22 protein-coding genes are annotated in these 20,082 nt (G+C 53.0%); 13 read left to right on the top strand and 9 right to left on the bottom strand.

Annotated elements, in window-relative coordinates; translation table 11 throughout:
* Nucleotides 1–43 precede the first annotated feature (43 nt).
* Nucleotides 44–472 carry a MerR family DNA-binding protein gene (locus GN241_14630; protein XAT58487.1) on the bottom strand — a complete coding sequence of 143 codons (429 nt, stop codon included), beginning with the start codon at nucleotides 470–472 and terminating at the stop codon, nucleotides 44–46.
* A gap of 172 nt (nucleotides 473–644) precedes the next feature.
* On the opposite strand from GN241_14630, the gene GN241_14625 reads away from it, so the two are divergent.
* The 8 genes from GN241_14625 to lspA are packed head-to-tail and all read left to right on the top strand — an operon-like array spanning nucleotide 645 to nucleotide 5,158.
* Nucleotides 645–1,241 (top strand): redoxin domain-containing protein, encoded by a 597-nt coding sequence (locus tag GN241_14625; GenBank protein ID XAT58486.1) that lies wholly within the window; start codon nucleotides 645–647, stop codon nucleotides 1,239–1,241.
* Nucleotides 1,238–1,663 (top strand): disulfide bond formation protein B, encoded by a 426-nt coding sequence (locus GN241_14620; protein ID XAT58485.1) that lies wholly within the window; start codon nucleotides 1,238–1,240, stop codon nucleotides 1,661–1,663. Before GN241_14625 ends, GN241_14620 begins: the two co-directional genes overlap by 4 nt.
* Nucleotides 1,660–2,319, top strand: coding sequence for a thioredoxin domain-containing protein (locus GN241_14615; protein ID XAT58484.1), 660 nt, complete (start codon nucleotides 1,660–1,662; stop codon nucleotides 2,317–2,319). Before GN241_14620 ends, GN241_14615 begins: the two co-directional genes overlap by 4 nt.
* A 25-nt stretch (nucleotides 2,320–2,344) precedes the next feature.
* Nucleotides 2,345–2,806 carry a copper chaperone PCu(A)C gene (locus GN241_14610; GenBank protein XAT58483.1) on the top strand — a complete coding sequence of 154 codons (462 nt, stop codon included), beginning with the start codon at nucleotides 2,345–2,347 and terminating at the stop codon, nucleotides 2,804–2,806.
* A complete protein-coding gene (locus tag GN241_14605; GenBank protein XAT58482.1) occupies nucleotides 2,806–3,429 on the top strand; it encodes an SCO family protein in 624 nt (207 codons plus the stop codon). The genes GN241_14610 and GN241_14605 overlap by 1 nt, the downstream gene beginning before the upstream one ends.
* Complete coding sequence (locus GN241_14600) at nucleotides 3,426–3,875, top strand: DUF411 domain-containing protein (GenBank protein XAT58481.1); 450 nt, start codon at nucleotides 3,426–3,428, stop codon at nucleotides 3,873–3,875. The genes GN241_14605 and GN241_14600 overlap by 4 nt, the downstream gene beginning before the upstream one ends.
* A 26-nt stretch (nucleotides 3,876–3,901) precedes the next feature.
* Nucleotides 3,902–4,684, top strand: coding sequence for a ZIP family metal transporter (locus GN241_14595; GenBank protein XAT58480.1), 783 nt, complete (start codon nucleotides 3,902–3,904; stop codon nucleotides 4,682–4,684).
* Nucleotides 4,685–4,690: 6 nt separating this feature from the next.
* The gene (lspA, locus tag GN241_14590; GenBank protein XAT58479.1) at nucleotides 4,691–5,158 is read left to right on the top strand and encodes a signal peptidase II; all 468 of its coding nucleotides are present in this window, start codon (nucleotides 4,691–4,693) and stop codon (nucleotides 5,156–5,158) included.
* On the opposite strand, the gene GN241_14585 is transcribed toward lspA, so the two are convergent.
* Nucleotides 5,149–5,658, bottom strand: a complete 510-nt coding sequence (locus GN241_14585) for a L,D-transpeptidase family protein (GenBank protein ID XAT58478.1) — start codon at nucleotides 5,656–5,658, stop codon at nucleotides 5,149–5,151. The genes lspA and GN241_14585 overlap by 10 nt on opposite strands.
* Before the next feature lie 66 nt (nucleotides 5,659–5,724).
* A complete protein-coding gene (locus GN241_14580; protein ID XAT58477.1) occupies nucleotides 5,725–8,067 on the bottom strand; it encodes a heavy metal translocating P-type ATPase in 2,343 nt (780 codons plus the stop codon).
* A gap of 239 nt (nucleotides 8,068–8,306) precedes the next feature.
* On the opposite strand from GN241_14580, the gene GN241_14575 reads away from it, so the two are divergent.
* Nucleotides 8,307–8,582 carry a hypothetical protein gene (locus GN241_14575; protein XAT58476.1) on the top strand — a complete coding sequence of 92 codons (276 nt, stop codon included), beginning with the start codon at nucleotides 8,307–8,309 and terminating at the stop codon, nucleotides 8,580–8,582.
* A 71-nt stretch (nucleotides 8,583–8,653) separates the two neighbouring features.
* On the opposite strand, the gene GN241_14570 is transcribed toward GN241_14575, so the two are convergent.
* Complete coding sequence (locus tag GN241_14570) at nucleotides 8,654–9,316, bottom strand: L,D-transpeptidase family protein (protein ID XAT58475.1); 663 nt, start codon at nucleotides 9,314–9,316, stop codon at nucleotides 8,654–8,656.
* 526 nt (nucleotides 9,317–9,842) lie between these two features.
* Between GN241_14570 and GN241_14565 the strand changes: the two genes are divergently transcribed.
* The 4 genes from GN241_14565 to GN241_14550 all read left to right on the top strand — a co-directional run bounded on the left by GN241_14565 (nucleotide 9,843) and on the right by GN241_14550 (nucleotide 13,918).
* The gene (locus GN241_14565; protein ID XAT58474.1) at nucleotides 9,843–11,507 is read left to right on the top strand and encodes a hypothetical protein; all 1,665 of its coding nucleotides are present in this window, start codon (nucleotides 9,843–9,845) and stop codon (nucleotides 11,505–11,507) included.
* Between the two features lie 612 nt (nucleotides 11,508–12,119).
* Entirely contained in the window at nucleotides 12,120–12,350 is a 231-nt protein-coding gene (locus tag GN241_14560; GenBank protein ID XAT58473.1) for a hypothetical protein, read from the top strand.
* Between the two features lies 1 nt (nucleotide 12,351).
* A complete protein-coding gene (locus GN241_14555; protein ID XAT58472.1) occupies nucleotides 12,352–12,558 on the top strand; it encodes a hypothetical protein in 207 nt (68 codons plus the stop codon).
* Between the two features lie 106 nt (nucleotides 12,559–12,664).
* Nucleotides 12,665–13,918, top strand: coding sequence for a tyrosine-type recombinase/integrase (locus GN241_14550; GenBank protein XAT58471.1), 1,254 nt, complete (start codon nucleotides 12,665–12,667; stop codon nucleotides 13,916–13,918).
* 550 nt (nucleotides 13,919–14,468) lie between these two features.
* Here the strand turns inward: GN241_14550 and GN241_14545 are convergent.
* The 5 genes from GN241_14545 to GN241_14525 form a co-directional block, all read right to left on the bottom strand.
* Nucleotides 14,469–15,275 carry an SUMF1/EgtB/PvdO family nonheme iron enzyme gene (locus GN241_14545; GenBank protein XAT59303.1) on the bottom strand — a complete coding sequence of 269 codons (807 nt, stop codon included), beginning with the start codon at nucleotides 15,273–15,275 and terminating at the stop codon, nucleotides 14,469–14,471.
* A 127-nt stretch (nucleotides 15,276–15,402) separates the two neighbouring features.
* Complete coding sequence (locus GN241_14540) at nucleotides 15,403–16,689, bottom strand: TRAP transporter large permease subunit (GenBank protein XAT58470.1); 1,287 nt, start codon at nucleotides 16,687–16,689, stop codon at nucleotides 15,403–15,405.
* A 1-nt stretch (nucleotide 16,690) separates the two neighbouring features.
* Complete coding sequence (locus GN241_14535; protein ID XAT58469.1) at nucleotides 16,691–17,206, bottom strand: TRAP transporter small permease subunit; 516 nt, start codon at nucleotides 17,204–17,206, stop codon at nucleotides 16,691–16,693.
* A 95-nt stretch (nucleotides 17,207–17,301) separates the two neighbouring features.
* Complete coding sequence (locus tag GN241_14530) at nucleotides 17,302–18,486, bottom strand: hypothetical protein (GenBank protein ID XAT58468.1); 1,185 nt, start codon at nucleotides 18,484–18,486, stop codon at nucleotides 17,302–17,304.
* Complete coding sequence (locus tag GN241_14525) at nucleotides 18,399–20,030, bottom strand: sulfatase-like hydrolase/transferase (protein ID XAT58467.1); 1,632 nt, start codon at nucleotides 20,028–20,030, stop codon at nucleotides 18,399–18,401. Before GN241_14525 ends, GN241_14530 begins: the two co-directional genes overlap by 88 nt.
* Nucleotides 20,031–20,082 lie beyond the last annotated feature (52 nt).

Below are 20,082 nucleotides of genomic sequence, written 5' to 3'. Positions count from 1 at the left end.
AAGGGTTCTTTTCGTTTTGGTAGCTTGAGAGCCGTGGAAACGGTTAAGCCCCAATTTCATCGTGGTCGGTCAGACACTCTGAGTGATCGCGCAAGACCTCGAGAACCTTGCAGTCCGCCGTATTGCCTCCGCTGCATTCGTGGATCATGCGCTTCAACTCTGTGCGTAGCGCTTTCAGCCGATCCATCCTTAGTTGTACCTGCTTGAGTTGCCGCCGGGCGATGGAATCCGCCTCATGGCAGGAGCGGTCGGGATTATCACTGAGATCGAGAAGCTCGCGGATCGCTTCAAGGGGAAACCCCAACTGGCGTGCGTGCCGGATAAAGGACAAGCGGTCAACTTCCGCATCCCCGTAGCGCCGCTGCCCGCCTTCGGTGCGACCTGGTTCGGGCATCAGGCCGATCTGTTCGTAATACCGGACAGTCTGAACTTTTGTTCCGGTCTTCTTTCCCAAACTTCCAATTGTCAGCATGTGACCTCCATATCTATAGCGTTGGTAGCTATAGCTATTGGCATCCGCAAGCCAGCACGGTAATCACAGATCCGTGACACGCTGCCGCAATGCCGAAATACAACTTGAACCTCTAGCAGCTAGAACATTTAGAACGCTTTAAAAATGGGCGGAATCGGGCGCAATACAACCAATGAAATTTTCTACGTTACAAAAAATGCTTTGGGGACTTACCGCGATCGTGGTTGTTGGGTTCATTTTTTTGCAGGTTTCTATCAGAGAGGAACAGCGCGCTGATGCGCCCGCGTTCCAAGCCGACTTCGAACTGACCGATCACCGAGGCATAGTTCAGACGGACGAAGATTTCGCGGGGCGCTGGTTGCTCGTCTTCTTCGGCTTTGCGAATTGCCCCGATGTGTGCCCCACGACTATGGCCGAGGTTGCCGCCGTCATGGATGCGCTCGGCTCTGACGCGGCCCAAGTCCAGCCTCTCTTTATTTCAATTGATCCCGAACGTGATACGCCCGAACAACTCGCAGAGTTCGTACCGGCGTTTGGCGCAAACATCATTGGGCTGACCGGTACGGCCAATCAGATCAAGCGAACATCTGAAACCTTCCGTGTGTACTTTGAGAAAATCGAGGAAGCGGCATCGCCCGACGGATACACGATGGGGCATTCGTCTCAGCTGTTCCTCTTTGATCCGCAAGGCGGATATGTGGGGGCGTGGGTCTACGGCACACCGGCAGAGGAAATCCTTGCCGATCTGAAGGCGCGGATGTCGATATGAGACGGGTGATGTCAAAAGAGACGGCTTTGACCGCCGCGTGGATCGTCGCTTTGGGGAGTTCGCTGGCCGTGCTCTTTATAGGTGAGGTTCTGGGGCAGGCTCCGTGCAATCTGTGCTGGTTTCAGCGTGCGTTTATGTTCCCTCTGGCCGTCGTGTTGGGCCTCGGTCTCTGGTGGGATGATCACCGGGTCGGTCGCTACGGTGTTGCGCTCGCCCTTGGTGGGGCCGCCATCGCACTCTGGCATCTGGGCCTTTATATCGGGCTCCTCCCGGAGCGTATCCAACCCTGCACTGCGACCGGTCCGTCCTGCACCGATGACAATCAGGTCTTCCTCAGCGTCCCAATCCCACTTTTGTCGTTGGTCGCCTTTGGGCTGATCGCGATCCTGTCCATTTTCTCCCTGAAGGAGCAGCGCACATGAAAAACAAATCAGTCGTTCTATCGGTCCTAATCGTTGGCCTTGCGATCTTTGCCGCCGCCGTTTGGTACCAAACCCGCCCTGCGCCGGTTGCTCAGGTCGAACCTGTCCAGCCCGAAATTGCAGAGGCACTGATCCGGTCCTACTCTCCTATCCTTGGCCCCGAAGAGGCCCCTGTCACCATCGTCGAGTTCTTCGATCCGGCTTGCGAAGCCTGCCGCGCTTTTCATCCGATTGTGAAGGACATACTGGCCGAATATGACGGCGCAGTGCGTGTTGTGCTGAGATATACGCCCTTTCACGGGGAAGGCTCAGAGCAGGCCATACGTGTCCTTGAGGCGGCCCGCATGCAGGGCATTTTCGAGCCGGTCCTCGAAGCACTCCTAGAGTATCAGCCCCGTTGGGCCTCCCATGGCGCGCCAGACCCCGGTCGGATCATTGGAATTGCTGAACAGGCTGGCCTGGACGCGGAAGCCGCGAAAGCCCAAATGATGGCACCACAGACGGTTGGCGTTCTCAATCAAGATCGCGCAGATGTCGACGCTGTCGGCGTGCGTGGTACCCCCACCTTCTTCGTAAACGGCAAACCCCTAGATCCCTTCGGCGCTGACGAGTTGCGCGCCCTCGTCGCAGCGGAAGTCGCCGCGAGTGGATCTTGAACAGAAAACTATCAGGAACAAACCTATGAGAAAATCTACCTTCCATGCCCTTGCATTCAGTATTCTGGTCGGATTGCCTACAGCTTCCCTTGCGGGTTCGGAAGACATTGTGATCGAAGACGCATGGGCCCGCGCGTCTATCGGTACCAACCGTCCGGGCGTAGCCTACATGACCCTGCGCAACACGGGCACTGACCCGGTGACATTGGTCGGGCTGGAAACCCCATTGGCCATGATGCCGGACATCCACGAAACCACGACTGATTCAAATGGTGTCAGTTCCATGGGCCCTGTCGGTGAAATCAACATTTCTCCGGGCGAGAGTGTCTCGCTGGAGCCAGGCGGCATGCATGCGATGCTGATGCGGTTGCAAGCCAAGATGATCGAAGGCGAGACGTTTCAGCTAACCTTAAACTTTGCCGATGGCGGGACACTGACTGTTGACGTTCCAATTTTTGGCATTGCGGCGCTCGATCCGGAAGGCTGATGAACCGAAGAACCCTTTTCACTTATGGTGCCGCAATAAGCGGGGCGCTTGCGCTCACGCTATTTATCGGCTGGTGGCGAGTGGACGGTCCCGGCGCGCCTGAACCTGTAGCTCAGCGACCCTTGCCGCTCACCCAGATGGACTTTCAGATGACCGATCAAGGCGGTGCAACCGTCGGACCCGCGTCGCTTCTGGGCAATCCATCCATGGTGTTTTTTGGCTTCACATACTGCCCCGATGTTTGCCCAACCACATTGTCGGATATTTCTGGCTGGCTTGACGACCTTGGAGATGATGTTGCGGACATGAACGTCGTGTTCATCACGGTCGATCCGGAGCGCGATACCGTGGACGCCATGGCGGAATATGTCAATTATTTTCACCCTGCTATCCAAGGCTGGAACGGGACGCTTGAAGAGACAGCGCGCGCTGCCGCTGGCTTCCGTGCGCGCTATGAAAAGGTCGCCACGGACGGCGACTATACGATGAACCATACGGCAAGCGTCTTTCTCTTTGATGCTGAGGGGCAGTTTTCCGGCACAATAGACTACCATGAACAACGGGAATTCGCGGTGCCAAAAATCCGCCGCGTCCTTGCAAGAACCGGAGAACAATCCTCATGAAGCTTTTTACGCTCGCAACCCTTTTTTCAATGAGCTTCGCCGCTCAGGCCATCGCCCAAGCGACCCAAATTGAAGTTATTAAGACGAATGGCTGCGGGTGCTGCCTAGCGTGGATGAAACACCTCGAAGAAAACGGCTTTGAACCCACAGGTGAGGATATGTTTGCAGGCCTTTTTGTACGCTTCAAACTCGATAATGGCGTTCCGCAACGTATGGTGTCCTGTCACACGGGGCTCATCGACGGATATGTGATCGAAGGCCATGTCCCAGCGGGTGATATACGCAGGTTACTCAGCGAAAGACCAGACGCAGTAGGCCTCGCGGTGCCGGACATGCCGCTTGGCTCGCCTGGTATGGATCAGAGCCGCTGGCGTGAGGCCTACGACGTGTTTCTCATCAACAACGACGGGTCGACAGAAGTCTTCTCAAGCTATTCTGGCGACTGAAGAGATTTACAACGAAAGATATAAATTTGGACACTCTCTCCCCCATCATGCTCGGATTTCTGGGTAGTCTTGCCGCAGGTTCAATGACCGCCATTGGCGCAATACCCGTGCTTTTTGGTCGCGTACCGTCTCGCGCTACCCGAGACCTCTCACTTGGTTTCGCAGCAGGCGTGATGCTGGCGGCATCGTTCTTTTCCTTGATTATACCGGCACTTGATGCTGCTGAACTACGGTATGTGAACGAGGCCGCACCGGCAGCTATTGTGTGTATTGCGATCCTCCTCGGGATGGGTGCCGTGGCACTTATGAACGAGAAACTCCCGCATGAGCATTTCAGCACAGGGCGAGAGGGACCAGAGGCAGCATCCCTTCGACGGGTGTGGTTGTTCATTATCGCCATCACGATCCACAATTTTCCTGAAGGGCTCGCTGTTGGCGTCGGCTTCGGCGCGGACGGTGTGTCAGGTGGTATGCCGCTTGCGATCGGGATCGGGCTGCAGAACGCGCCCGAAGGTCTGGCCGTCGCGGTGTCACTGCTCGGCGAAGGGTATTCGAAAGTCCGGGCTTGGGGGATCGCCGCATTAACTGGCATGGTTGAACCCATTGGAGGGCTTTTGGGTGCGGGGATCATCACGATCTCCGAACCGCTTCTTCCTTGGGGTTTGGCGTTTGCCGCAGGTGCGATGCTCTACGTTATCAGTCACGAGATCATTCCTGAAACCCACCGAAGCGGTCATCAGAACAAGGCAACACTTGGCCTTGCGATCGGCTTGGTCATCATGCTGTTTTTGGACGTCTGGCTCGGATAAAAAAAGATGAAGATATTCATCCTTCCCGGCCTGACTACCGTGTTGATCGCTCTTTTCGTGGATCAAGTCACGAAGTTCTTTGTCATGGACAACGCATCCTCGTTTGCCACCGGCATTCAAATCTTACCCATATTCGACCTTGTGTATGTTCAAAATGATGGGGTTAGCTTCGGGATGTTCGGGGGCATGCCTTGGTGGGGACTGTCGGCATTGGCGCTTTTGATATGTGCCGTTCTCGGTGTGCTGCTTTTTCGCAGCGACAATCGTATCGAAGCTGTTGCACTTGGTGCGATCATTGGCGGCGCACTCGGAAACGTCGTAGATCGCTTCCGATTTCAAGCCGTTACTGACTTTCTGAGCTTCCACATCGCGGGCCTGTATTGGCCGGCCTTCAACTTGGCCGATGTTTTTGTCGTATGTGGCGTTGGCGTACTTTTGTTGTATCCGGTGTGGGACGCACGTCGTCAGGCATAAATGTCGATGGGCGTGCCATCGCGCACCATTGCATAAATCTCTTCAATCTGCCGATCACTGACCGCAATACATCCGGCGGTCCAGTCCTGCTTATTCGTTGGATCGATCCCCCGCCTCGGGCCACCGTGGATAAAGATATCACCCCCTGGAGACTGGCCCTGAGCTGCCGCAAAAGCGCGGTCGGCCGCATTCGGGTACGAAATGCCAATTGAGAGATGAAACAGGCTCTCGGGATTTCGGCGGTCGATGGTATAGGTTCCTTCGGGCGTGCGTCCGTCGCCCTCGAATTGCTTGTGTCCTTCCGGGGCAAAACCAAGCCCGACCGGGTAAGAGCGCAGCACGCCCTGCGCTCCATCGAGAACGAGCAGTCGTTGAGATTTGTAGAGGCGCAGGCGTGTCACGTCAGGGCCAGTGTACGAACTGAATTTGTTGGCGCATCCGGCCAAGAATGTCGCGACCGCACCAGATAGGAACAGCCGTCTCGGTAATTTTGTTATCATTACTGCCCAATGCCTCTTCTTCGGAGGTTCGTTTTGCCTATCTGATACAGCGTTGCCTTCCGCCAATCAATGGCCGTGAGCCAGCGCGCCCTTTGCCAATTCTTCGCCAACTTGCTCTCCGCCGCGCGGTCCTTGATCGTTGTCGCGCGCTCGTAACAACCGCAAGGCATTCGCGACAACGAGGAGCGAAACCCCGACGTCTGCCGCGATCGCGCCCCACATGGACGCCATGCCAAAGGCGGTCGCGACTACGAAGACTGCCTTGGTTGCTAAAGACAGGCCGATGTTCTGTTTGATGATCGACATGGTCCGGCGCGAATGCCCGATCAGCCATGGAACTTTGCCGATGTCGTCTGTCATGAGAGCGATGTCTGCCGTTTCAATCGCGGCGTCCGACCCGACCGCGCCCATTGCGATGCCGTAATGCGCACGCGCCATTGCCGGTGCGTCGTTCACTCCGTCCCCGATCATCGCGACGGTCGTATATTGCGCCACCAGCTCTTCGATGGCGGTGACCTTATCCTCGGGCAGGAGCTCGGCCCGCACCTCGTCGATACCGACTTCGGCAGCCACTGCTCTTGCCGTGGCCGCGTTGTCGCCGGTGAGCATCACGATCTTTTTGACACCCTGTGCGTGCAAACGCGCGACAGTGCCCTTGGCATCTGGCCGGATCCGGTCCCGCAGTTCGAGAACGCCGCTGACGCCGTTGGCATCACCGATCGCCACCAGCGTGCTGCCCGCGCCTTCGATCTGATTGCGCAGATCAGCCGGAATATCCCCGCCAAGGCCCTTTTCCTCGGCAAACCGGTCTGAGCCGAGCCAGATGGACTGACCGCCCATTTGACCCTCAAGGCCGCGCCCTGGGACGGTTCGGGTATCCTCGGCGGCGACGATTTTTATTCCGTCCTGCTCTGCACGGCCAAGGATAGCCCGCGCCAGAGGATGTGAGGAACGCGCTTCGAGGGCCACGGCCCGTGCCATCAATTCGGCTTCGGTTGTGCCACCAAGCGGATAAATGGCCGCAACCTCGGGCTCACCCATGGTGATCGTACCGGTCTTGTCCATGGCCAGCGCTGTCGTGCGACCCGGGGCTTCGACATAGGCTCCGCCCTTGATCAGCACACCATTGCGCGCCGAGGCGGCAAGAGCCGCGACAATGGAGACAGGGGTCGATATCACCAAAGCACAGGGGCAGGCGATGACCAAAAGAACCAGTGCGTTGTAGAACCAAAAGCCCCAATCGCCGCCCGCGACAAGTGGCGGGATTAAGGCAATGAAAATAGCAAGCACCATCACAACTGGTGTGTAAATGCGGGCGAACTTTGTCACCCATTGTTCGACCTCTGCGCGACGCGAATGTGCATCGCCGACCATGCGAATGATCTTGGACAACACTGTGTCAGATGCCGCTTTCGTTGCCAGTACGGTCAACGTGCCCTCACCATTTATGGTGCCCGCGTAGACATCGTCGCCCGCCTCTTTTGGCACCAAAGCGCTTTCACCCGTAATGGGCGCCTGATCGACAGCTCCCGCCCCGTCGACAACTTCACCGTCCAGGGGAATGCGGTCCCCTCCGCGCACAATGAACTTGGTTCCGACAGCGACGGCCGCGGCGGGAATATCCGTCTCAGACCCATCCTCGTTTATCACCCGCGCGGTCGGAGGCGCGAGGTCGAGAAGCGCCGAGACGGCATTGCGTGCGCGCCCGACGCTCCAGCTTTCAAGATACAGTGAAAGTGAGAAGAAAAACGCAACAGTTGCGGCCTCGAAGAACTCTCCAAGCGCGATTGCACCGGCAACGGCAACCACCATCAACAGGTTCATATCAGGAGAGATCCGGCGCGCAGACGACCATGCTTTAGGTGCCACCAGCCACACACCGAATAGAATTGCGCCAGCGAACAAGGCAACTTCCGCCATTGGCATCGCGGATTCCCCATGGCCGGAAAAGATGCCGATGGCCCCGCCAATCCCGGTTTCAACCAGATGGTATGTGAACCCCGCCGCCCAAAAGCCTCCGCTCAACATCGTAAACTGCTTTTGTTTCTTCAGATGTGCAGCCTGATCGGCGCTGGCGTCCTCGGCATCCCACGGTTTGGCCGTCATGCCAGTTGATGCGACCGCCTTGATGATGTTGTCCGAGGACACTGACGTGCCACCTTCAAGAACGGTCATTCTGGCGTTGATGACGTCAAAGGCCAGAAATTCCGCCCCTCCGACCTCTGGACCGACGACTTTGTTGAGGATCGAGACCTCTTCCGCGCAGTCCAAGCCGCTGACGTGGAAACTCCGCCCGTCGGAGGCGCTGACTTGCGTTGGCGGAACAGCATCACCACCACAGCAACTTGTGCCTGTTTCAGGCGAAGAAGCGGCATGATCGTGATCATGATGAGCAGCATCGTGTGGCATGAGTTATCCTTAGATTCGCGACTATTTTGACAAGGATACGAGCTACAGCAACTAGAGCTACAAGAAGAAAAATGACAGCGCGTCCTATATTCGTTTGAACTACGAAAACCTGCCTCAGTTAGTCACCTTCCAACAACGCGCCGGAGGAAGTTTTGAGGCCGAAGGCGGGAACGATTGAATATCGTCTGGCTTTCATCATATCAGCGAAGCAACAATACTTGGGTAAAGGGAGCCAAAAGATGATCAAGCGAAATGCAGCCGTATTCACGCTCATACCGCTCGTGAGCGCTTGCGCGGTCACCATGACCGAGCCTCAAGACGCAAGCCCGACACCTTCCATTCCTGAGGAAGTGATTGCTATTGCAGGACCCAACCAAGACCTCATGTCAGCCTTCCTGCGTCCTGAAGACAGTTGCTATTGGTACATGCACAATGGCCCGGTTGAAAAGACACCTCTGCCGCTTCGGACTGCTGACAACCGTCCCATCTGCATTCAACAGCCCGCAGAGGCATAACAAACAAAAACGGCCCTGAATTCATCAGAGCTGTCTTCATTTGTTCGCAGTCATCGACGATGCTTTGACTGTTAGCTGGTGGAGACCACGCTGTCCGAAGCGGAGTAGAGATATACAGTTGAGCCGATTTCGACATTTGGATACAGCGCATTGATATGCGCCATCACCATCCGCACGCAGCCTGAACTCGCGCGGCCGCCAATCGATCTGGGGTGAGGCGTGCCATGAATACGCAAATACGTATCGCGCTGCCCGACGTAGAGGTAAATCGCACGAGAGCCGAGGGCATTTGTAGGACCAGGCTCCATGCCGTCAGCCCATCGCGCGTTCTCAGGGTCACGTTCGATCATCGATTGGGTCGGTGTCCAATGCGGCCATTCGACCAGACGGCGCACGGTATAAGTGCCCGGTTCATAAAGATTACCGCGCGCAATCGCGACGCCGTAGCGCATCGCCGTGCCCCCCTCTTCGATGTGGTAGAGATATCTTGCGACAGCATCGACGTGGATATCGCCAGGCGCCAGCCCATCCCGTGCCTCGACCCGTTGCGGAAGGAAACGCGGTGCAAGATCCCATGGGTTAGATGTTTCAAGAACGAAGTTTTCTGGAGTAACTTGCGCGTCCCAAGCAGCCTTTTGTGACGCCGTTGGCCATGTATTGGCAAAAGCGGGCGAAGCCAGCGGCGCTGAGAAAAGTGCAGTAGTGGTCGCGATGAAATGGCGTCTGGTCAGCATATTGAACTTGTCTCCGTCCTAATAGTCAATTTGCGTAATATGTGCCGCATGCTCCATATGACAGGTACAACCTACACCAACTAGAGGTTCAATAAGAATCTTCGCTTCACACAAATTTGTGTATTTGCATTTGCGTACTGACAACATTTTGTCACGCGACGGAGGCCAGCAGCCAGTGGCCGCTTTCGGGAAAACCCGGCGTCGGCGTGAGCTTCCCCTTAAATCGGGGCTGAAAAAGGTCGAACGACAGCTTTGTGCGGATTCAGGTCATTTGTGTGGCGTCCAGAATCTAGGACTCTGGGCTCCTAGCAGCCATTCGCCGCAATCCGATTAAATGTCTGCTTTGCGTATAGTGCGCCAAGTGCCGTGTAAATCTTGATGCAGGACCCCAAACAGCCTCCACCCTTTCTTCGGTGGAGGTTTTTTAAGCTTTGCGTCAGTTGAAAAAGGTGGACTTGATGAAGGCGATGTCCTGATGCATCATTCAAAGTGATACTTTAGAGCTTATAGGACTGAAGGGCTGTGAATGGGTGAAAAAGAGAAAACTAACTTCAGCCTGACTGGAATAGAAGATGATCTCATTAAGGCGGCGGTACAGGAAACAATTGGCCGAGAGCATACCGAAGAAGAGCTGGAACTGCTTGGATTAGAAGCGGCTGAAAATAGTCCTGAATTTGCAATTTTAGAACAACGTCAAAAGCAAGGTCTGTGGAACTACCCCTTTGATGGCAGTGAGGTATTTTCGCCGCTCGATGAGAATGGTGATGAAATTATCCCAACTGATATAGAGATCTTAAGGTTTGTCGCTGCAAAGTTTGTAAAGCGCGAAATGAATTTTTTCGAGATTACGAAACTTGAAAAGCCAATAACAAAATTCGATCTGCAGCCCATAGTTTTTACGTTAATCCGTTCGACTTTCCCAAAATATGAATTACCCAAAGAAAAACTAAAATCGCTTATGGATGCGCTAACAAGTAATCCCACGGCTGAGCCAGGTTTAAGCATTCCTGTTTGGAATGGGAAAACAATGACAGAGCCTGGAAATACAGAGAGCTTAATCTTTGATAATGGACAATTTACAATCAATCTTTGGCAAGAGCCGAGCTATCGGAAACTAACCCCTAGAGATAATTCGCTAGGAGTTTTTGAAGAATTTCTAACATTCATTTTTAAAAATCCTGCAGAAAAAGAAGTCTTTCTGGACTGGCTGTCGTGGTGCTTGCAAAATGAAACTGACAAGCCCTCTTGGGCAATATTTCTATTTTCTGAGAAACATGGCACCGGAAAATCTACACTTGCTTCGGTCGTTAAAAAGCTTTTTGGCGAAGAGAATGCTTCTGAACAGCAAGGCATCAAGCCGATTATAAGCCGCTTCAATAAGCCCATTTTGCATAAAAAGCTCATCTATGCCGAAGAAGTAAAAGTTGCCCAAAATTCTGATGACGGAAATAAACTCAAGACCTTAATTTCTGAACGTCAAACTATGGCGGAAAGTAAAGGAAAAGACATTGAGCCTGTAGATCATAGGTGCTGCTTTATTCTTACGACCAACCACAAACCAATATGGTTAGAGCCCGGTGATAGACGGTTTTATATTATCCATGTCGATCATGAAGGCTTTGCGGCTGGGGGAGCCAAGTACGAAGAATTCGTAGCTCTAGTGCAAAGAGTAAAGCAGACATATGACAGACCGATTGATCTTGCATCGCTCTATGGTGCTTTAAAAGAACGTAAACAGTCGGCCATCTTCGATCCTTATTCTTTAAATGTGAATAAAGTGGCAACGGATATCATGAAGGAGATAAATGCGCTTTCACCTGATATTGTCGAAGAGATGCTTGAGGAATTTCTTCGAGAGCATGGCATTCTTTTTGTACCGGTGAGGTATGCCAATAAGGTTGTAGAGTTTTTTGCGCATAGAAATCCGAATGCATCAAAATATAGCTTTGATCGTTTAGGTTGGAAAAAGAAGAAGTTTGCTTGGGGCGGCAAGGGCCCAGCTTGGGCTTTCTATGACCCCCAATCTAACCCAGAGAAAGGACGGCTGCAGACAAAAAACTTTGTGGAGACAATAGAAAATCATCTTAACCGGACCTTGGGCCCAGCATTAAACGAAATTGGGTTTGGAATTAATTTTGAAATGATGGAACGCAAAGCTCCCAAAACACAAGAGAATGATGCTCCCTTCTAATAACAGTTCCTTAGAGCTTTGGTTAAGTGAGCTGGAGCTTCGACAACAAAGGTTTGAAAGAGATGCGTTGTTTTTACTTACTGCCAGTGAACGCCGCTGCTGGTGGGCAGAAATTATAGAAAACCCGGATAATGCAAACAGAATAATGCGAAACGCTTTGAGTGCTGAAGACAATAGAGGCCCAGGGTGTGTCGAAGTGGGAACGCCCAGCGTCCGCAGAGTGAGCATAAAAAAACAGCAGATCTACTTATATCAGCTGGTCTACTGGGTGGGTAATGCAATCGTCCCAAATGCAGACGATGTCGTGCGCCACATGTGTCACAACCGCCGCTGCATCAACCCAATGCACCTAGAACATGGCACGCAAGGGCAAAACATACACGACACGCGCGAACGCGTCTAAAGAAGTCAAACCTTCAGTAAGTGAAAGTAGGTTGGAAAGTTGGATAGTTTGTATCTAAGGTATTGTTTTAGATTGTAGAAGTGCTTTCCAAAAAAGAAATATCTTTGGAAATGTATTGGAAAGCTGTTGGAAAGCTTGTTCCTTATGCCCCCCTAAAACTGAGCATTTTTGAGCATCTATGATGGTAACAAGAAAAGGAGATTACCATCATGCTTACCTTATTCATGCTGCTCGCTGCTGCGGGCGGTATCCTTCGGCTTGCCCTGGCCTGGCTGTTAAAGCAGCGCTGGGGCGTGTCTATTGGTGTGCCTCAAGCCTTAGCCGGTGCCCTTGTGGTGCTGGCAGGACTGCCTGAGTTCATTAAGCCCATTCCCTTTCCAGTACCTCTGGGCCTAACCATTGGCCTGCTGCTTCCAGATCTTTTGCTGAGAAGAGGCTGATATGAGGCAGCTGGATATAAGACCAGGATGCATCGTTCTGATAGAAGGCTTTGATAACATCCCAGAGCATGAATTCCGCATAGATGAGATCTATGAGGAGTTCGTTACAGGTATGGCTCTCTCTGGTCCCTTTGCAGGGGAATACGGAGAGCCAGACATTGAGATGATTGTGAAACTCATCTCTCAAGGAACAACTGCAAAGAGATAAGCTTATTGCTTCAGGGAAGGGCTTAAACCCAGCCCTTCGTTGTTCTTACTCACAAAATCCCAACTCAACATCAAAACCGGGGCAATTGCCCCAGTAAGGAGACAGTATGTCTGCAGACATAAAATACGCCTATAAACGGCATAACACCTGGGTTTATCGCAGAACCTATCCCAAGGCGCTGCAACCCATCCTTGGCTCAAGCTTCAAGCAATCCCTGAGAACAGCTGATGCCAAACAGGCAAAAGCCCGTGTGGCTGAGCTCAATCAAACATTCACGAACCTCGTAAAGGAGGCACAGGCCCATGCTGATGCTGCAACAGCTGAACCCAACCTTGAAACTGCTCAGCTTGCTGTGGCGCGTCCTCGATATCAGCGCGCAAGGCTTTTGGGTGAGCAGCCTGTTTATGGGTTAGCCAAGAGATATCTAAAAGAGTTATCTCAAACGCTTAGACCCGGCACTACAAAGTCCATTCGCTATGCACTGGAGCTTCTAAGCTCTCATGTAGGCAATAAGCAAAAGATAGGGGAGCTTAGCACTGATACAGGAAGAGATATCTTAAAGCTAATATCCAAGCTCTCTCCCAATGTTAGGAAATACGCTGAAGCTAAGGAGGCCAGCCTTACAAAGCTGGCGGAGCTCTCACAAACCTATGAGGCCATATCTCTGACGCCACAAACGCAGGCCCGTATCTTCAAGCAAATGCAGCGCTTCCTTGACTGGTGCGTCAGAGAAGGAGAGCTCAGCAACAACCCTTGGTCAGCTCTCAGCATAAGAGCAAAGCCTGAGGTCTCCCCTCATGGCGTTCTAACAGATGCGCAAGTCTCAATCCTTCTCAAAGCCAAGGATAGGGTGCTTCACAGCGCCCTTCTCTTTGGCCTCCTGACTGGCATGCGCTCAGGAGAGATCTGCGGGCTTATGGCAGAGGATATCACCCATAAGGGCAACCTTGGGCGGTTTATCCAAATCAAGCCCAACGCCATCCGACAACTCAAGTCAAAAGCAGCTGAACGGGAAGTACCGCTTCATCAAACCCTAGAGCAGCTTCTGGATACATCCCTGCCAAAACAGGGAAGGCTATTTCCCTATTTAACAGTTGATGCTGTAGTAAAGCGCTACGCCAAGCTTAGGAGGCTATATCCTGACCTCCTAGGCAGCGTATTCCACTCCACCCGCAAGTGGTTCATCACCCAATGCGAGCGCACAGGCACCCCTGAGCACTTCACCGCCTCCCTTGTGGGACATCACTCTGCACGCTCTGCAAACAAGCTTACTTATGGGCTTTACTCAGGAGGCATCAGTGATGCGCAGAAGCGGGAGATTGTGGATGGGGTGAGGTTGCCGCAAGAGGTGGCGCTATGACTGCCTCACGTATCCCTGACATCGAGGCCTTCGAGGAAAGGGCTGCTATCGCTGAACACGATGGCAGGCTGACAAGGCTGCAAGCAGAAAGCCTCGCTGCAACAGAGCAAGGGTTTGCCTCAGCAGGCGCATACTGGCGTTGGCTTGCTAACTATGTGATCAAGCGAGGGCTTGGTTAGACCGCTAAACACCCCCTGTCCGGCTGCCCATCGCGGGTGGTTGGGCGGGGGGATGGCGATTAAATTTTTGTTTTAGGCATAACAAGCCAATGCGGACATTGATGCAAAGTGCAGCGATCGGCAGGAAAGAGCCCAAACCGGAAATGTCACACCTTCGCAGCATAGCGCGCGCAGCACGATCGATGCCGCGACTGCTAAAATTTCGGTGTCGCAGCGCGGCGTGAGAACCAGCCATTCGTAGAATTTACACCAAAGGAACTGCAGCCAAGGCTCAAGTTGCGGATTTTTCTGCCGTACGCTACAAAAGTTCGTAAGTCTGCTTTGCCCAATTGGGCAACTTATGCTGGCCATTAGAGTTCCAGCTAAAAATCTTAGCTCACGACACGAAACCCAAGGTTTGAACTTGTCGTATCCGGGGCGTTGCCATTTCGGGCGGCCGATCGGTAGCGGTTACAATAACTTTTGTGACACAGAAATGACCCACCCCGTGCGGCGCGTAAGCCAGTGTCCGTCGCGAAATACGGGTCGTGGGCCGGCGTCGCTGCGTGGTAGTCTGGCGAAAAGGCGTCGGCGCACCATTCCCAGACATTGCCGATCATGTTGTGAAGACCAAAACGGTTTGCTGAGTAGGCTATGACCGGCGCAGTCCCGATGTACCCGTCATCAGCAGTATTTGAGCCCGGAAACCGGCCTTGCCATATGTTGCACATGTGCCTTCCGTTTGGGGTCAATTCTGTCCCCCAAGGATAGGTTTCCTGTGACCCTGCACGGGCGGCGCATTCCCACTGTGCTTCGGTTGGCAAGGTGCCGCCGGCCCAGTCGCAATAGGCGATCGCATCAAGCCAGGACACATGAACAACGGGATGGTCCTGCCGCGCGAGAATATCTGACCCTGCGCCTTCCGGCGCGCTCCAACAGGCGTCGGGTGTCAGATACCACCAAGGCGTTTCGGCGGGCACATCGGTGGTCATGCGCTTTTTCGTGGCTGACAAGAACATGTGGAACACATGGCTCCACCCCTGAGATTGGGCTGTTGTTATGTATCCTGTATCCTGTACAAACTGGCCAAAGTCGCGGTTTGTTACGGCGTATTTCGAAATCGAAAATGGGGTGAGCATGACCTTGCGGGCCGGACCTTCACCGTCTTCTGGATAGCCCTCAGCGTCATCGGTCCCCATCATAAATTCGCAACGTGACAGGTGGATTTGGTTCTTCGCCAGATCCGGTCGAAGCCCGCTTGGCTTTGGGAACCAAAAATCAGTGCGGACGGGTGCCGCATTTGGGATGCAGCATCCTTTTGCCATGTTAGAATCCCATCATTTTTGGCAACCACAAGAAAGTATGTGGAACAAAGGTGACCAAAGCAAGGATCATCAACATCGCGATAAAGTAAGGGAGCGAGGCCTTGAACACACTTTGCACCGGCACCCCGGCGATGCTGCTCGAGATGAAAAGACATAAACCCACAGGCGGCGTGATCAATCCCAAGGCCAATGTCAGGCATGTGAAAAGACCAAAATGCACGGGGTCAATTCCATATTTATCTGCCAAAGGCGCGAAAATTGGCACTAGCATAACCATTGCGGCAGCCTGCTCAATGAAAAGTCCGATTACAAGATATAGCACCAACATCAGCGTCAGGAAAACAACAGGACTGTCGGTAGCAGCCTGAAAACTATTGCTGACAGCGCGCGGCACCCCTTCGATTGTCAGCCACCAAGTTGAAACATTCCCGAATGAAATGATGATCATCACGACTGAGGTGACAATCACAGTGCGCACCATGGCTGCGTATACGTGTTTGGCAGATAGCTCTCTTGTGACGAAGAAACCGATGAACAATGCATAGACAATGGCGACGCAGCCAGCTTCTGTCGGCGTAACGATGCCCCCAACAATCCCGCCTACCATTATAAACGGTAATACCGCTGCGATTATAAAACGTCGAACGATCCGTACGACATCCCAAAATTCATAGGTGGTGCGGTCAATCGGGTAGTCCTTTTTGCGCACGACAAAAATCGTTACAATGATAAGGCTTAACCCGATCAAAACGCCAGGAATAATACCCGCAATGAACAAGGCGGCGATAGACACGTTGCCAGCGGCAAACGCATAAATCAGCATTGGCAGGCTTGGCGGAATGATCGGCCCAACGACCGAGCTAACGGCTGTGACTGCCGCTGCAAGTTCAGGATCTTTATAGGCCTCGTCAGTGGCCTTGATCATCATGGAGCCAACTGCACTTGTATCCGCAATCGCCGATCCGTTGATGCCACCAAAGAACATGCTGACCAGAATGTTGATGTGCAAAAGCCCGCCCTTGACCCGTCCGATCGCAAGTTTCGCGAAATCCAGAAGCCGCGACAAAATACCAGAGCCGCCCATCAATTCACCAGCGAAGATGAAGAATGGGATGGCCACGAGGGTGAACTTGTCCAAACCCGTCCAAAGCCGCTGCATGTAAAGCGCGTAAGGCTGATCGGTCAGCCAAAACACACCAAGGGTCGAGACCCCCAGAGAAAAGGCAATGGGCACACCGATGAAAATCAGTACAAGGAAAGAGACGAAATATGCAGTGAGCGCGTTCATCTTAGGCTCCAGCGTCAATGTGATTTTCAGGTCCGCGTGATCTCACGACCGCCAGCAAAGTCGAAAAAAGCGTTGCGATCAAAGCGTATGCACCCCCGACAGGGACCGAAAAATAGGGCACAGCCATGCTGACGCCAAAAACAAAGATGTCTTGCGAATTCCAACCACTCATTGCGTAAATGCTGCCGTAAAAGACGATGGTCGCGAAGAGCCCCATCAGCAAGATGTTGGTGAAAACGTAAAGGTTGAGGCGGTGTCTGGCGTTCAGTGAATTGGGGAACATATCCACGAGCACATGCTCGCCGGACCGGATCGCCAGACCAACACCCAGAAATGCCATCCACTGCATCAGGTACTTCGCCATCGCGTCGGCAAAATTCAGTGGGTAGAAAATGACAAAACGGGTGAAAACCGAAATGCAGATTGTGGTCACGATAACCGCCAATAAGACTACGCAGGTCACCTCGACAATCCGTGCGAGCTTTTTATCCAGCTTTTCGATAGTTGCCGTATTCATGTTGGATTCCTCGCAAGATCGGTAAAGCTTGATAGCTGACGCAATTGTGGGGGAAGGCGAGAAACCTCGCCTTCCCCATCCTATATTGCGAATGTTTATTCGCCTAGGGAGTAGCCCCAACCGTCAGTTCCGATTTCACCGGATTCGGTGCGGATCAGGTCCAGTTTTTCCTGACTCATACCTACGTTTCCGACAAAGCGCGGCCAAACGGCGTCAACCGTCATATCACGGACCTTCTGATATTCTGCGTCTGGCAATGAATAGATTTCAACACCTTCATCGCGCATAGCTTGAATGTTTTCAGTGATATATCCACTTACGAAATCGACATGCCACGCCTGTGCTTCTGCGGCAGAATCTTCAAGGATCATGCGCACATCATCTGGAAGTGCTGCCATTTTTTCGGCGTTGGCAGCGATTACCAAAGCGTAGTTTTGAAAGTTCAGATCCAGAATATAGTTGATCAGGTTGCCTTCGTGGAACTTGGCAGAATAGAAGCTGGCATAAGGTACGGTTAGACCATCTACCATGCCAAGACGCACAGCTTCGGGTGTACCGGGCCAATCAACTGTCACACCAGCTGCGCCCCATGATTCATGACTGCCGATTTCAAGCGGCGAACGCGACGCACGGAACTTTAGGCCGGCAAGATCTTCGGCTGTCTCGATGCGGGCTTTGGATGTACCTACATTGCGCGGGCCACCAATCTCATATGTAGAGAACCAAACCAGACCCACATCGGCCAATTCAGAGTTCACCTGCGTTTGTACAGCGTCGCTGCCCAAGGCGCTCAGCATCTGCGCACGGGATTCAAACAAGAACGGGAAGTGAAAGATTTCAAAGGCCGGGGTGATTGTCGCAAGGTTTGCAAAGGAGTCGCCCGCAAAATCAAGGTGGCCGTTTTTGACGGCTTCAAACGTTTCCACACCCGATCCAAGTTGACCACCGTGGAATACTTCAATTTCAATCCGCCCGTCAGAGGCTTCTGCCACCAATTCAGCGAATTTATTCAGACCAAATGCAGTGACATCCTGTTCTGACAGAACGTTCGATACTTTGAAGGTATATTCTGCCTCGGCGAATGCAGCAGTTGAGCCCATCAGGCTAACAGCAAGCATAGCGCCCGTCAGGAATGTTTTTCTCGTGATGGAATGTGTCATTGGTTTCCTCCCAGATATGACAAGTAGTGGTTTTAAATTTCTTCGGGTTTTTCCCAGAACGCGTTTTCGTTGCGATCCGCCATAACGCGTAGGATTTGGGCCCGCGGGATGACGCCACATCGATTTGCCCAGGTTTCATATTGGACAAGCATCTTTGCCTTTCGGTCAGGATGTTGCGCAACGATATCGTTCAGTTCAGTTCGGTCGTCGTCCATGTCGTAGAGTTCCCAGTCATGGGGGTACTTGCGGACCAGTTTCCATTTGCCGTCACGAACAGCAGCGTTACCCTCGTGTTCCCAGAACAGGGGACCCCGTGTTGTATCGGCTGAGGTGAAGCTATCAGCCATGCTTTCCCCTTCGCAGGGCGGGATCGCGTGACCATCGTATTCAGACGGGTACTGCGCACCGGTCACTTGCAAAATGGTAGCCATTATATCGGTTAGTTGTCCCGGACTATGGCGCAAACCACCGGGTTCCGCGATGCCATTAGGCCAGTGCATGATCAGAGGGGTAGAAATGCCGCCTTCGTGAATCCAGTGCTTGTAGAGACGGAATGGCGCGTTCGAGAGATTGGCCCAAGCGGTCTCGTAGCTTTGGTAAGTATCCTCTGCGCCAGGCATGATGCTGCGGTCATTTCCAATGCGCACGTCCCGGCCATCGCGGGTCGTGTAACGCGCGATATTCAGATCTTCGACCAGTTGCGACGGGGTGACATCTTCGGGGATATCCTCTGCGCAGCCACCGTTATCAGACAAGAAAATAATCAGCGTGTTATCCGCCATGCCCGTTTCATCAAGGGCATCGAGGATACGTCCGATGCCCTGATCCATCCGGTCGATCTGTGCGGCGTAAACTTCCATGCAGCGGCAAAGCCAAGCCTTGTCTTCTGCATCATCAAAGGGCGGTTGCGACGGATCGCGGTCGCTTAGACCCCACTTGGCATCCAATAACCCACTGCGGACCAAACGGGCCAAACGTTCTTCTCGCAATGTATCCCAACCCGCATCAAAACGGCCTTTGTATTTTGCAATATCTTCGGGATGGGCGTGCAGCGGCCAATGCGGCGCTGTGTAAGCTGTATAAAGGAAAAAGGGCGCATCCCCGTCCTGGTTGGCGTGTGATTTGACATAATCGGCTGCCTGATCGCTGATCGCGTCGGTGTAGAAAAACTCTGAATCAGTATCGGCCTCGTGTTCAACATTTTCTTCACCACGGGTCAGTGTGTTTGGGCTGTAATAACTGCCTGCACCAATAATAGTGCCATAGAACTCATCAAAACCGCGTCGGGTCGGCCATGCATCTGACGGCTCGTGAAGGCTTGAGGCGATATGCCACTTGCCGCTCATATAAGTGCTGTAACCTGCGCCTTTCAGCACTTCCGGAATCGTCACTGCGTTCTTACTAAGATTGCCAACATAGCCCTCTGGCCCCATATCATAAGTCAGCACGCCAATGCCGGTCTGATGGGGATGCAAACCAGTCAACAAGGATGCGCGTGACGGGCTGCATCTTGCCGTATTATAGAACTGCGAGTACCGCAGCCCATTGAGTGCAAGAGTATCAAGGTTCGGGGTCTCGACTTCGCCGCCGTAGCAGCCAATATCAGAGAATCCCATGTCGTCATTAAGGATGACGATAACGTTCGGCTTTTGGTGGTCAGACATGCTGGCCCTCATTCATTACATTCAGTTTTTGGTGTGGGCGCGCGCGCGTGGC

This window comes from Rhodobacteraceae bacterium IMCC1335, from assembly GCA_039640495.1.
Taxonomy (GTDB): Bacteria; Pseudomonadota; Alphaproteobacteria; order Rhodobacterales; family Rhodobacteraceae; genus Thalassovivens.
This window is presented reverse-complemented; position numbering and strand designations above follow the sequence as displayed.